Origin of the sequence: Psychrobacter sp. T6-4 (assembly GCF_052258425.1) — a bacterium.
Lineage (GTDB): Bacteria > Pseudomonadota > Gammaproteobacteria > Pseudomonadales > Moraxellaceae > Psychrobacter.
The window spans coordinates 112,768-127,193 of sequence record NZ_JBQQEZ010000004.1 but is presented as its reverse complement, the minus strand read 5'-3'; the positions used below and the strand labels follow the sequence as shown (position 1 = coordinate 127,193).

The 14,426-nt window shown below is 45.4% G+C and carries 13 protein-coding genes; 6 read left to right on the top strand and 7 right to left on the bottom strand.

The window, feature by feature from the left end:
- Nucleotides 1–64 precede the first annotated feature (64 nt).
- Nucleotides 65–1,057, bottom strand: a complete 993-nt coding sequence (puuE, locus tag ACTXGE_RS04385) for an allantoinase PuuE (RefSeq protein WP_317198702.1) — start codon at nt 1,055–1,057, stop codon at nt 65–67.
- Nucleotides 1,058–1,119: 62 nt separating this feature from the next.
- On the bottom strand, nt 1,120–2,625 hold the full coding sequence (locus tag ACTXGE_RS04380) for an NCS1 family nucleobase:cation symporter-1 (protein WP_443542080.1): 1,506 nt from the start codon (nt 2,623–2,625) through the stop codon (nt 1,120–1,122).
- A gap of 503 nt (nt 2,626–3,128) precedes the next feature.
- Between ACTXGE_RS04380 and ACTXGE_RS04375 the strand changes: the two genes are divergently transcribed.
- Both ACTXGE_RS04375 and ACTXGE_RS04370 read left to right on the top strand, forming a co-directional pair.
- Complete coding sequence (locus ACTXGE_RS04375; RefSeq protein WP_443542079.1) at nt 3,129–5,246, top strand: TonB-dependent receptor domain-containing protein; 2,118 nt, start codon at nt 3,129–3,131, stop codon at nt 5,244–5,246.
- Nucleotides 5,247–5,373: 127 nt separating this feature from the next.
- The gene (locus ACTXGE_RS04370; protein ID WP_435949400.1) at nt 5,374–6,123 is read left to right on the top strand and encodes a siderophore-interacting protein; all 750 of its coding nucleotides are present in this window, start codon (nt 5,374–5,376) and stop codon (nt 6,121–6,123) included.
- A gap of 69 nt (nt 6,124–6,192) precedes the next feature.
- On the opposite strand, the gene ACTXGE_RS04365 is transcribed toward ACTXGE_RS04370, so the two are convergent.
- From ACTXGE_RS04365 to ACTXGE_RS04350, 4 genes are all read right to left on the bottom strand, one after another.
- Entirely contained in the window at nt 6,193–6,963 is a 771-nt protein-coding gene (locus tag ACTXGE_RS04365; protein ID WP_443542076.1) for an iron ABC transporter ATP-binding protein, read from the bottom strand.
- Between the two features lie 58 nt (nt 6,964–7,021).
- A complete protein-coding gene (locus ACTXGE_RS04360; RefSeq protein ID WP_435949397.1) occupies nt 7,022–8,065 on the bottom strand; it encodes an iron chelate uptake ABC transporter family permease subunit in 1,044 nt (347 codons plus the stop codon).
- Nucleotides 8,066–8,103: 38 nt separating this feature from the next.
- Nucleotides 8,104–9,204 (bottom strand): ABC transporter permease, encoded by a 1,101-nt coding sequence (locus tag ACTXGE_RS04355; protein WP_435949396.1) that lies wholly within the window; start codon nt 9,202–9,204, stop codon nt 8,104–8,106.
- Nucleotides 9,205–9,273: 69 nt separating this feature from the next.
- Nucleotides 9,274–10,314, bottom strand: a complete 1,041-nt coding sequence (locus ACTXGE_RS04350; RefSeq protein ID WP_435949395.1) for a siderophore ABC transporter substrate-binding protein — start codon at nt 10,312–10,314, stop codon at nt 9,274–9,276.
- A 312-nt stretch (nt 10,315–10,626) separates the two neighbouring features.
- Here ACTXGE_RS04350 and ACTXGE_RS04345 point away from each other — a divergent pair, with 312 nt between their 5' ends.
- The 3 genes from ACTXGE_RS04345 (at nt 10,627) to ACTXGE_RS04335 (ending at nt 12,861) form a co-directional block, all read left to right on the top strand.
- Complete coding sequence (locus ACTXGE_RS04345) at nt 10,627–11,682, top strand: TonB family protein (RefSeq protein ID WP_443542072.1); 1,056 nt, start codon at nt 10,627–10,629, stop codon at nt 11,680–11,682.
- Between the two features lie 98 nt (nt 11,683–11,780).
- On the top strand, nt 11,781–12,356 hold the full coding sequence (locus ACTXGE_RS04340; protein WP_443542070.1) for a MotA/TolQ/ExbB proton channel family protein: 576 nt from the start codon (nt 11,781–11,783) through the stop codon (nt 12,354–12,356).
- Nucleotides 12,357–12,459: 103 nt separating this feature from the next.
- A complete protein-coding gene (locus ACTXGE_RS04335) occupies nt 12,460–12,861 on the top strand; it encodes an ExbD/TolR family protein (RefSeq protein ID WP_435949392.1) in 402 nt (133 codons plus the stop codon).
- Between the two features lie 176 nt (nt 12,862–13,037).
- Here the strand turns inward: ACTXGE_RS04335 and ACTXGE_RS04330 are convergent, their stop codons facing one another.
- Nucleotides 13,038–13,562: a DUF2799 domain-containing protein gene (locus ACTXGE_RS04330; RefSeq protein ID WP_443542068.1), complete on the bottom strand. Its 525-nt coding sequence runs from the start codon at nt 13,560–13,562 to the stop codon at nt 13,038–13,040.
- Between the two features lie 246 nt (nt 13,563–13,808).
- Between ACTXGE_RS04330 and ACTXGE_RS04325 the strand changes: the two genes are divergently transcribed.
- Nucleotides 13,809–14,423, top strand: coding sequence for a hypothetical protein (locus ACTXGE_RS04325; protein WP_435949390.1), 615 nt, complete (start codon nt 13,809–13,811; stop codon nt 14,421–14,423).
- Nucleotides 14,424–14,426: the final 3 nt, after the last annotated feature.

Sequence of the window (14,426 nt, the reverse complement as noted above, 5' to 3'; positions counted from 1 at the left end):
ATTTATAATCCTTAATGTTTTTCCGCGGTAAATGGACGTCTAAACTTGATCTACAAACTTAAAGTTACATCCAGTTCGCGGTGTTATCTTCGGTGGCAGGATGGTTCTCATACCAGTGCTTAGCAATTGCGTCGCGGCGGCAGATCCAAACGTCAGGCTTACTGGTAATATATGCTAAGAATTTCTTTAACGCGACAATACGCCCAGCACGGCCAATAATACGGCAATGTAAGCCGATAGTGAGCATTTTGGGTTCGTTCTTACCATCTTTATCTCCCTCATCATAGAGTGTATCAAAGCTGTCTTTGAGATACTGATAAAATGGCTCTGAGTTGGTAAAACCGGGACTTGAGGCAAAGCGCATATCATTGGTCTCTAAAGTATAAGGGATGACTAGGTGCGGCTTGCGCGTAATCTGATTACCTTCTTCTACTTTCACATTAAGCCAGTAAGGGAGTTCATCGGCATAAGAGTCAGAGTCATAGCTATAACCGCCTTGCTCAACCACCAGCTCACGAGTATTATGACTATCGCGCCCCGTGTACCAGCCAAGAGGCTGATACCCAAGCATGTTCTGGAATATCTCAGTCGCGCGGCGTACGTGTTCACGCTCAGTCTCACGGTACATATACTGATAAGTAATCCAGCGCAGACCGTGGCTTGCGACCTCGTGACCGTCCTCTAACACACGCTCGATGATATGCGGGGTCTTCTCAGCTGCCGCCGCGCAAGTAAAGGTCGTGATAGGCAGACCATATTCTTTAAAGGCGTCAAGTACCCGCCATACACCGACGCGGCTACCGTACTCAAAGGCTGACTCGATAGACTGGTGACGATTATTAAACGACGGCGTACCCAATATATCAGACAAAAAGCGCTCAGATTCTGCATCGCCATGAATGACGCTGTTTTCAGCGCCTTCTTCGATATTGAGTACGAACTGAACCGCAATCTTCGCCCCGCCCGGCCAGTTGGCTTTTGGTGGATTATCGCCGTAGCCTTTTAGGTCGCGAGGATAAGCGTTTTGATCGAAGTCACTGGTTATCTTCTGTGTCATTATTATTCCTTTTTAGCGTTCTCATTTATGGGGTTGCAAGTACGACTTTATTAAACACTACTTTAAATCGTATGTGGGTCTACGGCATACGGGCGCATCAATACCCAATATACAACGCCGCCCAAAGCTGCGCCTAGCAAGAAGCCATAACCCTCAAGACTAGCTAGCGTAGGTATCAGCACGGTTGCCAAGGAGAATACAGCACCGACAGCGAAGGCAATCAGGCCACGTATATTCCAGCCTTTATAGTAATAATAAGCCCCTGCTGGATCAGCTGAGAACAAATCATCCATATCGATCTGTTGGCGCTTGATTAGGTAATAATCAACGACTAAGATACCAAAGAAAGGCGCGATAACAGCACCAACAGCATTAACAAAGCCGACAATACCGATCTTGCTGATAAAGGATAACCACAAGGCGCCAACAAAAAAGGCAATCACAGCGGTGATCAGACCACCCGTACGAAAGTTAATATGCTTAGGAAATAGATTTGCTAAGTCATAAGCGGGCGGGATAAAGTTTGCCACCATGTTAATACCAACCGTCGCGGCAAAGAAGGTTAAAGCGGCAACGATAGTCAATGGTAGTGAGTCCACCCGATCAACGATATCTGAGGGATTGGTTAAGGCTTCGCCAAATAGTACTAGTGTTCCTGCAGTAATTACCAAAGCGATAAACGAGAAGAACACCATGTTGATCGGTAGTCCAAGCAGGTTACCTAGCTTCATATCGCGCTCACTACGTAAAAAGCGCGAAAAATCACCGAAGTTAATCACTACAGCGGCAAAATAGGCCACCATCGTACCGACAATCGCAGTAAAGGCTTGGAATGATGTACCCGTATAATCACTGCCGCTGGCAAATACAGAATTAATTGCTGGTATTAATTCTGAGCCTGATTGATACCAGACCACACCCATCAAAATAAGCATAACGACATAAACGAGCGGCCCCGCCCAGTTTAAGAAGTGCTTAATCGGCTCAACCCCAGCCCAAAACAGCATAATCTGAAAGACCCAAACAATGACAAAGGCCAGCCACGCGGTACCATTTAGACCCAAAAAGGTCGAATATGAGCTGCCTATCACTAAGGCTAATAAAATGGCAACTGCTGTTGAGGCAAAGTAAGTCTGCACCCCGTACCAAAAAATACCGATAATCGCCCGCAAAATAGCAGGCAAATTAGCACCGTTAATACCCATACTAGCGCGCACTAGGACGGGAAAGGGTATGCCATAGCGTACGCTGGGTTTACCCGTTAAGTTGACCATCCACATGACGATAAAACCAGAGCAGATAATCGCTGCCATCACCCACCAGCCGCTAAGACCATAACTCAAAAAAAGTGACGCGGCGAGAGTATAGCCGAACAGACTTTGGATATCGTTGGACCAGACGTTAAAGATTGCAAACCAGCCCCAGTTGCGCTCTTTAGGCTGTAGCGGTGCTAGATCTTCGTTATAAAGTCGTGAGTTTTTGCGTTCTGGATTGAACGTATCATAATCATAAAGTGCTCTGTTGGGCTGACTATTGAGCTGACTTCCTTGCTCATTTGCAATGGACATCCTTTTCTCCCTTGGTGTTAAAATCAATCGAAGCTAATATTGTTAACATTTAGCAACATAGATTGTTAACACTTTAAGGATGTCTAGGTCATAGGTCAAGATAATTATGACTTTTGTCTATCAGTATTATCTGCAAATAGACGTCACGTCTGTAAAGGTGCTATGCGGTATACTTTTATATTTCAGGTAACTTTCACACTTTATTTGCAGCAATTTTTTGTATCTTTACTTCCTTAAAATTCAACAGATTACCTTCGTTTTTTAGTCTCTATTAATGTAAATTTAATCGCTTATCTACGTACACTTCTATATTTACTGTTGCCAAAATATAAATACTTCGTTATCATTCCTCTCGTTAATTGAATGATAATAATTATCATTAACATTAGTATTAATAAATATATGAGTCAATTTTTTGGTTGCTTGGTGATAATCTCATCAATCCTGAATATGACTCATACAAATTTAAGTACCCTTTTCATAGTGAAATCAGCGAGTAAGTTATGCGTGAAGATCAGAGTTTAAGTAAAAGCCGCTCTAAGCCAAAAAATCATAGCCAATTAACCCTATTATCTATGGGCGTAGCAGCAGCGCTATGGTCACAAGCTGCGAGCGCCGCGACTGCGGACTCCCTGCCAAGTACGACGCTGCAAACGATTACGGTAACGGCGAATACTTCTGTACGAGATGAGTTGCAAGAAGAAGCGGTTTATATCGATAACTATACGCCTGCAGCGCAAGCGAGTCATTTAAGTGACTTCTTAGATGTGATACCTGGAGTTGAGGTCGGTGGTACCTCAACGGTAAACCAGCGTATCAGGGTGCGCGGGCTTGATGATACCAATCTGAAAGTGACTGTCGATGGTGCTCGTCAAGAGGGTGCTTTGTTTTATCATATGGGTGATGTCACCCTTGATCCTGACCTGCTCAAACGTGCTGAGGTAGCGGTCGGTAATAACTCAGTGACGCTAGGTAATGACGCCCTAGGCGGCGCGGTAGCGTTTGAAACTGTGGATGCAGTAGATTTGCTCAAGCCAGGTCAAAAGATCGGTGCAAAACTAAAGGCTGGCTACGGCAGTAATAATGATGAGCTGTTAACCTCAGCCACCGTCTATGGCGCGCCTACTGATAATATCGACTTACTAGCTTATTATGGCAAGCGCGATACGGATTCTGGTGAGGATGGCGATGGACGTGAGCTATTTGAGGACAGTGAAAGCGAAAATATTTTGTTAAAAGCGGGCGCTTATATCAATGATAATCACCGCGTAGGTGCAAGCTTTAGCCGTACTGAAAAAGAAGGTATTTTCCCGTTTCGCCCAGATTTTCCTAGTTTAACTGATGATTCTATACCACAAAAGGTAAACCGCGATACGTATACGATTGACTATAACTTTAACCCGCTAAATGCTTTAATTGATGTTGATACCACGATTTATCAGACCGAAACCGAAATCTCGCGAGATAATAACGCTGACGTATCGCCAGGCTATGACTGGAGAGCTCAGGTAAAAACGACAGGCGGCAAGATTGAAAACACTAGTGTAATCGATGACAGCGTTTTTGAAGGGGTTACGGGTACGCATAGACTCATCACAGGCGTGGAGCACTATAAAAAAGAATCACAGATGGCGCGTGAGGGCAGGGATACGGCGACTGATGAGGCAAAAACCACATCGCTCTACTTAGAAGATCAGTGGCAACTGGGCAAATTTAGCTTAACGCCAGGCGTGCGTTACGATCGCTATGAGTCGCCTGAATATGTCTCAGGCGGCGAGACCTATGACAATGTCGTTGGCGCATTAGCGGCCAGCTACGAGATTGCTCCAAGCACACAAGTATTTGCCAGCTACACGCAGTTATTCAACGGCCCTGATCTTGCGCAAACCATATTTAATAGTAATGGCGATAGTATCTATGTCAATGATGATCTCAAAGCAGAAGAAGGCTACAACTCTGAGATTGGGGTCGCGACCACATTGCGCGGATTGACTACCGCTAATGATGCTTTGCAACTAAGCGCCAAATACTTTCGCTCTAATATCGAAAACTTTCAGCAGTTTGTTAGAACAGGAGATCGCGCCGGTCGCTACGGTCTAAACTGTGCTACAGGTGAGCGCGGTTCGCCTGACAACTTACAAGACTGTCAAGGCATGATCAATAGCAATGAAGATTACGAGATCAAAGGTGTCGAGCTTGCAGCGAACTACAGTACTGATAACTTTGGTATGGGTCTTAGCTACGCGCGTGCACGCAGCGAGGGCGACAAAACCAGTGATAGCATTCCCTCAGTGAGTGGCGGTAGTGCTGACTCAGGTGATCGTTATATGGTGAACCTAGATTATGCACCTAATGAGGTGGTTGATTTAGGTTGGCGCAGCACTTATGTAGCCTCCATCACTGATAATAGCGGCGACACCAAGCCCAACTATGATGTGCATGATATCTATATGAACTACTCGCCGCGTCAGCTTGAGAACGTCAAAGCTACTGTCGGGGTATATAACTTATTTGATGAGACTTACGCCAGTCACGCCTCACGCTATAGTGCCGTTAGTGATCAAAGCACTGACTTTGAGATGGGTCGAAATATAAAAGCGTCGTTAACGTATCAGTTTTAAGTTTTGATATAAATAATAAAAACCAGCAATCTCACAAAGAGCGCTGGTTTTTTGTATCAGGATCTGTAAATTCTGATAGCTCAAAACCATTATTAGCTCAGCTAATAAGTCATGAGAGAATACAGAAATGGCAAAACCTACCCCAAGAGTTCTAGAAGTCAAACGTATTACAGACATCACGCCGCATATGCGCCGCATCACTTTGGGTGGAGAGGCGTTTAAGGACTTTCCAACAAACCAACAAAGCGCTTATATTAAGTTGATGTTTTCACAGCCTAAGAGCAGTAAACCTATCATGCGCACTTATACTATCGCTGAGCAGCGCAGTCACGAGATAGATGTAGACTTTGTATTGCATCCTCAAGAGCATGCAGGTCCAGCACTACAGTGGGCACATACCGCGGCTATAGGCGACAGCATCTTGATCGGCGGCCCTGGAGCCAAAAAACAGATCAATGCTCAAGCCGACTGGTTTTTGTTAGCAGGTGACATGACTGCGCTACCTGCCATAACGGTAAATTTGGCTGAGCTACCCGCTGATGCTCAAGGCTATGCGGTAATAGAGGTCATAAGTGAAGCAGACATCCGTTCGTTGAATATGCCTGATAATATGGATATACACTGGGTAGTAAATGCAGTAGCAAGCATCGATAGTAGTCCACTGCTTGAACGCATTAAGCAGTTGCCTTGGTTAGAGGGCAGTCCCGCTGTGTGGGCAGCGTGCGAGTTCAATAGTATGCGCGCGCTACGTCATTACTTTAAACAAGAAAAACAGGTAGCAAAAACCCATCTGTATATCTCAAGCTACTGGAAGCTTGATAACAGCGAAGATGAACACAAAATCATCAAGCGTGAGGACGCCGAAGCTATCTTGTAGAGACAACTGTAGTTGATACGGTTTGCGCGAATCCTTTGTCTTTAGTACACCGCATTTTTATAGCTGTACTCACACCGTATCTACTATCACAGGACGACCATGATGGGTCAGCACCGTCACTTCAACGTCATACAGCGCTTTCATTGTCTTTTGGGTCAAGACATCGACTGGGCGACCGACCGCTTTGACTTGACCGTCTTTCATCGTTACCACCGTATCGGCAAACTGCGCGGCTTGATTGATATCATGCAGCACAATAACGACCGTTTTTTGCTGAGTATGACTAAGCGTACGTAGCTCACGCATTAGGCGTCCTGCATGATACATATCCAAATTATTAAGTGGCTCATCAAGAAGCAGATAGGGTGTGTCTTGGCAGACAATCATCGCAATCAGTACGCGCTGACGCTGACCACCAGATAACGTTGACAAAAATCTATCGGCTAAGGGCTCAAGCTCAAAGCGCTCGATAATCTCATTGACCTTTTGCTGGTCAGCCGCGCTTGGGCGTCCTTGGTGATACGGATAGCGCCCAAACATTAGTAGCTCATGGACGCGCAGCCGCCCTTGTACTTGATTGTCCTGACCGAGCATAGCGACTGTGGTGGCAAGGGTACGGGCATCACAGCTGATGATGTCATGGTCTTTATTATCTACATTAAAGCTGACTGAACCTGTTTGCAAAGGGTGCAGGCGCGCCATGACCGAAAACAAAGTTGACTTACCCGCGCCATTAGGACCTATCAGAGCGATAACTTGTGAGGGCGGCAAAGACAAAGTAATATCGTGCAGTATTTGCTGCGAGCCAATATGGTGTGAGAGGGAATTAATTTTTATCATAGCAATGTCTTCTAATCATTTTATTTTTTATAGCTTTGAGACTTTAAAGCTTTAAAAGTCATACGCGGCGACGGTGGGTCATAAATATCAATAACAAAAACACTATTCCGCCTGCCAGCTCAATCACCACGGACAAAACGCCCGCCATATTCAGCAGTTGCTCAAAGACAGCTTGACCGAGCACCAAACATATCATCGCCACCAAACTGACCAATACCAGCCGCTCGCTATGATACATACGCCGCGTAATACGATTGGTCAAGGCGCATACGAGCAGACCAAAAAAAGTCACAGGCCCTACCAAAGCAGTCGCCGTGGCTACCAAAACTGCAATGACGCTCAGCAGTCCAAACGCCAAACGCTGATAATTAATACCAAGATTAATCGCTTGCGGTTTACCGAGCATTAATACATCGCACTGATAGCGCCAGCGCCAAACGACAATAGCGCTGAGCATACAGATAACAAGGCTGACACCCAGCAGCTTAGGATTGAGCGTATTAAACTGCGCGTAACTGGCCGCCTGCACCACCACAAAATCATCAGGATTAATTAGGCGGGCAATCAGCGCCGATAAGCTACGAAACAGCACACCAAAGATCACCCCGACCAATATAAGACGCGTTAGGTCTTGACTGCGCTTTGAGAACAATACTTTAAATAACAACAGCGACGCGCCAAACATCAAGGCAATCTCTAACCCAAACTTGGCTATAGGATCGATACTGGTATAACTGATTGATCCCAAAAAGAACACCAGCAAACTTTGCAAAAGTACATATAGCGAGTCAAAACCCAAGAGAGAGGGCGTTAGGATAGGATTATGGGTTAAGGTTTGAAACAGTAATGTTGATACGCCAATCGCATAAGCCACCACCATAAGCGCCAGTAGCTTTTTGCCGCGTAAGGGTAGGGCAAAGTCCCAATAGCCATGAACATTAATGGTCATAAATAGGAGTATGGATACAAGTAAGACCACGCCAGCTATGACTATTGGACGTTCAGCTAGTGTGTGCACCAAACGCCGCTTTTGACTAAATGGTGTCTCAACGTGAGCCTTATCATTTGTATTTACACTGCTAGGAGTAGACGGTGAGAGCATATGCTAATCTTTTAATAAAAGGAGAGATGAGGCAGAGCCTAAGACTCGCTTGGCGCGCGCAATAATAACCATAAAAACACGGCGGTGCCGGCGACACCAAAAATAGTGGCAACAGGTATCTCAAAGGGATAGCGAATAGAACGTCCGATGATATCGCACAGTAGGACAGCTGATGCGCCCAAGCACGCCACCGCAGGCAAGCTACGCCGAAGTTTATCGCCCATAATACGGCTGACGATATTGGGCACAATCAAGCCAATAAAGGGAATGACACCTACTGTTACCACTACTACCGCGCTCATCATAGCGACCATGCCGACACCGACCCAAGTGATCTGGCGTTTATTGATACCCAAATTGAGCGCAATATTATCGCCCAGCCCTATGATAGTGAACTTGTCAGCAATAAAATAAGCAAGCAGACAAAGCAGTCCTGTCAACCATAGCAGCTCATAACGCCCTGCCAATACGCTAGAGAAATCCCCAAATTGCCATACACTGAGCATCTGTAAGGTTTCAGTTTGATAAGCGATATAAGTGGTCACCGCCTCGATAATACCGCCAAATACAATACCAATCAGCGGAATCATCAAAAAATCAGTAGGTGGAATCTTTTGAATCAGCCCCATGAACAGCACCATACCGAGCATCGCTGTAACGGTTGCCACGCTCATCTTGACAATGAGGGCGCTGGCTGGAAATAGGAGGCTGACTACCAGTAACCCAAGAGCGGCGCTTTGCGTTGCGCCAACCATTGAGGGCTCAACAAAACGGTTTTTGAGTACCACTTGGATAATCATGCCCGCCACTGCCATAGCGATACCTGTTAAGATAATAGCAACGGTACGCGGCAAGCGACTAACGAGCATCAAAGCGCTGTCTGAATTGCCGCTACCACTGACAAGACTTTGCACAAGGCCCGACCAAGAGAAGTCTGCCACCCCAATCGATAAGCTCAGTAATACCAATAGCCCCATAATCAGAAGGCTACCGGTATTTATGAGCCAAGGCGGTATGGCAGCACGTCGATGGTTATGACTTAGATCAGTGTAAGGTTTTTTTTGCCAGCTTAATAATGGCGCTGGCAAAGAAGAATCGGCTTTGACACTAGTCTGAGCGCGAGATGAAAATAACGGCATAACGTCTACTGGCTTAAAGATAAGGGATGAACATGCAATCAATAACGATGGCTCGAACTGTCATAACGCTTATTTTGCCTTTGCAAATGCATTCTTGATCGTCGTCAAATCTTGCATCCATTGATAATATCCACCAAAGGCAAGGTATGCATCTGGGCTTAAATATACCACTTGTCCTTTATCCCAAGCATGGGTTTGAGCTACTAAGGGATTATCTAGCACCGCTTTGGCTCCCGCGCCTTCTTCACCGATAGCGGCGCTGCGATCAATGATAAACAGCCAGTCTGGATTGACTTTTTGTACGTATTCAAATGAGACGGGCTGACCATGACGGGCATCCTCTATTTGCGTATCAGCCATAGGCACACCGAGTACACTATGGATAAAACCAAACCGTGACTTGTCGCCATAAGCGGATAGCTTGTTGCCATTGACCAAAATGACCAGGCCATTACCTTTATCTTGGGTCAACTCTTGAGTTTGAGTGATAAGGCCGTCGATATCTTGCTGCAGGGCAAAGGCTTCGTCACTTTTGCCAAACAATGCGCCCAAGTCGTGCAAGCGCTGTTTGCTAGAGTCATAGATATTGGCGGTATCGATGCTCATATCTAGTGTTGGCGCGATACTGGATAATTCGTTGTATTTTTCTGCCATTCTTGAACCAATCAAAATAGCTTGTGGCTGCATAGCGTTTAGGGCTTCAAGATCAGGTTCAAAAAGCGTACCGACATTTTCACTATCAGGCTGAGTATCAGAGCGCAGATTGTCCAGCGGTAGCTGGTCTGGCATCCCAGCGACACCTACATTTAACGCCGCCAAATCCTGCATCAAAGTCATATCATAGACGACTAAGGGCGCAGGATTGATAGGTAAGCTTACCGCTCCTTTGACCGTATCGACATCGATAGTTGCTACCGATACCGCATCATTGTCAGCGATGTTTGATGATACATCGGCGCTATTGTTTTCAACTTTGGCATCGTCTGTTTCAGAGCTGTTTGAACAGCCTGTCAAGCCAACACTCACAGCAAGTAGTGATGCCATAGCCGCGAATAGAGGACCTTTAAACAAAGGCGCGTTTTGGGGTTTAGAATAAGTAGTGGTTGGCATAATAAACTCGGTAATCAGAAGGGCTTAGATAGCAGTTTTGTTATAAGTTGGGATCATTCTGGAGACAATGATAAAGGATAGTGATTTTTTTATCAATGATAATGATTATTATTAACGTATGTGTTTATAAGACGAATAAGGACAAATATGCAGAATATTTTAGTTAAATTATCATTGATAATGATTCTCATTTATAATATCATCTAGCCACTTTTGGAGTTTGCGCATTTTAGTTGTCTGTCATGCTTACTCATACTCATGAATAAAACCTAAGCCATTACTTTAAGTCCTTAACACAAGACGTAGAGCGTTATGAATCCGATCACCAGCCACTCATCACCGTATAAACTCATACTGATTGTCATCGGTCTGGTGGTGAGTTTGCACGTCTTGACCGCGATGGCGCTGGTTATGATAAAGCCGCAACCTGTCTTTGAGCCAGAAGAGGTGACGCCGATAGAGATTGAGCTAGTAACGCCTACTAATATCAAAGAAGCGGCTGTTGTCAAAGAACAAGCAGAGCCTATGACTAAGCCTGCTGCCGCTCCTAAAGCGCAAGTTGCTAAAGAATCTAAGCCTGTTGATAAACCTAAGCCTGTTGATAAACCTAAGCCTGTCGTCAAAAAACAGACGGTTAATGATGATAAAAAAGCTGTAGAACCAAAGAATAAAATAGTAGAAGATAAGCCCAAGGTTACGCCGCAACCCATCAAAAAACAGCCAACTCAAGTCGTCAATATACCTACGCAACAAGAGCTTGCTGCTCAAAAGCTTAGGGAGCAGCGGCAAAGAGAGTTAGCCGCACAAGCTGAGGCTGAGGCGGCGATACAGGCAGAGAACCTTCGTAAACAGCACCAAGCGCAAAGGGCTGAACAAGATAAAGCCAATGCTGCTAAAGAAGCACAGAAAATAGCGGCTGAGCGACAGGCTCAAGCGGATGCACAGGCCAAGGCAGAACAACAAGCCAAGGCAGCAGCTGAGGCGCTAGCGGCTAAGCAAGCAGCCAAACGCGCGCTAGAGCAGGCCGCGCAACAACAAGCTGTAAAAGAGGCCGCTGCGCAGGCGGCGAGTAATGAGCCTGCCGATTATGGCAACATAGGTCAGTCAAGCTGGTTAAGAGAACCTGTATTTACCTCTATCCAAAATAAAGATTATGGTTTTAGAGGAGTTGAGGCTGCAATTAGAGTCAGTATGGTGGTGGACGCAAGTGGTAATATAAGTAACATAAAAATATCTAAGAGCTCAGGTAAAAACGCATTTGACAGAGATTTTGTAAAAGCATTATCAAGAGCCAAACTCAATCCTGCTACGAGAGGCAATGCGCCGACTAAAAGCATAGCTAACTTTTCATTTCGTATGAAACTGTAATCATAGATAAGACAAAATTTTAAAGGTAGTCAGGTTATAAATTGATACCTATCAACCCAAGTTTGACACACATATATTGAGCAACATTAGGAGTCTACATGGACTTTATGAGCTACTGGCAATACAGCGATATGGTCACCAAAGCGCTGTTTTTTATACTACTCGCGCTATCGATACTCTCCTGGGTGACGGGTATTATTCGTATTATCCAAAGCCGCAAATTGGCAAGTACGGTAGCAGATGATTTAAGCGCGCAGATTCAGGCCAAGAGCACGGATACGAGCGCAGATGACGTAGCGACTCACCGTTTGGTGATCGAGCAGGCATTACTTCAGCATATTGGCCGTTATCGTTTTGCCAGCGAGCGTGGATTGCCTATATTAGGCACGACCGCTGCTATCGCTCCCTTTATCGGGCTATTTGGCACGGTATGGGGTATCTTTCATGCGCTCAGTAATATCGGCACCACAGGTCAAGCAGGTCTTGCGCAAGTGGCAGGTCCTGTAGGCGAGGCGCTCATTATGACAGGACTTGGCATCGCAGTTGCTATTCCAGCAGTGGTGTTTTATAACTTGGCTATCCGTATCAATCGCCGCGTTATGTATCATGCCAATGATCGCGCCCATGATCTTTTGGCGCAGTCGGCTGACCGTACTCTAAAAAAGAGTGTCTAAACAACTACTTTGGTTCAACGCCAGAGGGTTAGTCCTAATGATTCGAGTGTTGATTGCATTAAAGCAAAAAACACATTAAGAGTAATAAAGAGAGTAAGCAGATATGGCATTTCAATTGGGTGACGATGACACGCAGAGTATGAATGAGATGAACCTAATTCCGCTCATCGATGTCATGCTCGTCTTAATGATTATATTCTTGCTCACAGCGACAGTACTTAATCCAACAGTGCCACTGGATCTGCCAGAAACTAGTGCGCAGGTCAATGAGACCCCAGAGCAGGTCATTCAGATTAGTATCGATAAAGATGCTGGACTGTTTTGGGATGATGATTTGATTACTATGGAGGAATTAAGTTCGCGGTTAAGCGTAGAGGCTCAAGCAGATAATGAACCTTCCATTCATCTGCGCGCTGACAAAGACAGTAAATACGATATGGTAGCGCAAGTATTGGCGGCGGCGAGTACAGCGGGACTGACCAAGATAGCTTTCGTCAATGAATAAGATTTTTATAAAAATAAGCGGGCTAAATAGACCAGTAAAGCGCCAATTAAGAATATGATCAAAACAATAATAAAGAAGATTAAAATAATAACGCTATCTCCGACCTCGCTTTGATTAAGCGAGGTTTTTATTTAGCAAGGTTTTGTTTACCTGTTCTAACTTAACTTTTTGAAGGGCTACCAGCCATAACCAAACGGCCCATACCCGTAGCGACCGTAGCCACTAAAGCCAAAGGGATAGGGCGAGCGCAAATAGTCAAGATCACGCTGACGGATATAATAGTAGCGCCCTTGCGAGTAGGCTTCCTCTAACTTCTCAATACCCTCAAGCGGACAGACGGGTTGCCAATCATAGCCCTCACGCCCAATCTTATAAGCATTTAGCTCCGTACAATACGTCTTTAGCCCTTGCTGGCGACCTTGCTCCCACATAACGCGATTGGGCGTCGCACCGACGACACTAGCGCAGCTATTAGTATAGTAACCAAAATAAGCGCCTGAGCGACCGCGCATACCATCGACATAGCCGACCTCTTGCCAGTTACTGCCTTGACATTGCTCTGGTGTGAGGCTCTTTTGGGTAGTAGCGCAGCCAGATAAGGCGAGCAAGGCGGCACCTAAGACAGACAAATTCAGGCTAGATTTAGCCATCATTGATGGGTTTTGCAGCTTGGACTGCAATACAGCGAATAAAGGAATCATAATAAACCTGCGCGCATCGAGAGTTATGGTTTATGATAGCACCTTTTTATAGGCCGCAACTTTTTGCATCTTGTTACCGAGCATATTTTTTGTCGTTAAGTGCTTGAAAGCTAAGTATATAACGGTAGGTAGATGCTCATGCTTTGATCACCTGCTATTCGCTCAAGCTTGATTTTTGAATTTGTACACTCATTATAAGTAGCGGCTACTGCTTTACTTCACTATTTTGTTTGGGGTTTGATTGTCATGGGAATATGGATCGCCATTCTTATCGTAATGTTCGTACTTGGCAGTATGATGGCGCTCAAACCTAGCGGTATCGATCAGCGCTTGGACAAGCTGCGTATTGAGGCGCGGCGTATGCAACTCAACCCAAAGCTGGTCGCCTGTCCTGAGTGGATGCAAGGACGCGATAACGAGATGGGGCGCGGTATGATAGGTCAGTATGGCTTGGTATTAGATAATATCAAAATGCCGCATACCCGCTACAAAGCTATCAATGGTCAGTGGCGCGCGGATACCAGCATCGAAAGTACCAAGGCCGATACGAGCACCAAGCTTGATATTCCTACAAAAGTGCGCACCAATACTCAAACGATGACAGCAAAGCCGATGCCCAAGATAGATTTTAGTTTAGATAAGATGCCGCTTGAGCTGCCGCCAACCGTAGAGCCGTTTGTAAAGGCGCTGATTACCCAAGCTAACAGCGTGATTATCTATTGGGAGGATGTCGACTATGTGCGTCCATCGACCAATCCTGCTTATAAGTCTTATAACATCGAACCTGATCTATTAGTGCTCAAAACCCAGTTAGAAAAATGGGCGTTGCAAGTGCAAAACGCGCAAAAAAGCGCAAGTTAATGA

Bases quoted from the DNA above. Each gene is read 5' to 3' on its own strand.
- puuE (WP_317198702.1), bottom strand. From the start codon at position 1,057: ATGACACAGAAGATAACCAGTGACTTCGATCAAAACGCTTATCCTCGC.
- ACTXGE_RS04380 (WP_443542080.1), bottom strand. From the start codon at position 2,625: ATGTCCATTGCAAATGAGCAAGGAAGTCAGCTCAATAGTCAGCCCAAC.
- ACTXGE_RS04375 (WP_443542079.1), top strand. From the start codon at position 3,129: ATGCGTGAAGATCAGAGTTTAAGTAAAAGCCGCTCTAAGCCAAAAAAT.
- ACTXGE_RS04370 (WP_435949400.1), top strand. From the start codon at position 5,374: ATGGCAAAACCTACCCCAAGAGTTCTAGAAGTCAAACGTATTACAGAC.
- ACTXGE_RS04365 (WP_443542076.1), bottom strand. From the start codon at position 6,963: ATGATAAAAATTAATTCCCTCTCACACCATATTGGCTCGCAGCAAATA.
- ACTXGE_RS04360 (WP_435949397.1), bottom strand. From the start codon at position 8,065: ATGCTCTCACCGTCTACTCCTAGCAGTGTAAATACAAATGATAAGGCT.
- ACTXGE_RS04355 (WP_435949396.1), bottom strand. From the start codon at position 9,204: ATGCCGTTATTTTCATCTCGCGCTCAGACTAGTGTCAAAGCCGATTCT.
- ACTXGE_RS04350 (WP_435949395.1), bottom strand. From the start codon at position 10,314: ATGCCAACCACTACTTATTCTAAACCCCAAAACGCGCCTTTGTTTAAA.
- ACTXGE_RS04345 (WP_443542072.1), top strand. From the start codon at position 10,627: ATGAATCCGATCACCAGCCACTCATCACCGTATAAACTCATACTGATT.
- ACTXGE_RS04340 (WP_443542070.1), top strand. From the start codon at position 11,781: ATGGACTTTATGAGCTACTGGCAATACAGCGATATGGTCACCAAAGCG.
- ACTXGE_RS04335 (WP_435949392.1), top strand. From the start codon at position 12,460: ATGGCATTTCAATTGGGTGACGATGACACGCAGAGTATGAATGAGATG.
- ACTXGE_RS04330 (WP_443542068.1), bottom strand. From the start codon at position 13,562: ATGATTCCTTTATTCGCTGTATTGCAGTCCAAGCTGCAAAACCCATCA.
- ACTXGE_RS04325 (WP_435949390.1), top strand. From the start codon at position 13,809: ATGGGAATATGGATCGCCATTCTTATCGTAATGTTCGTACTTGGCAGT.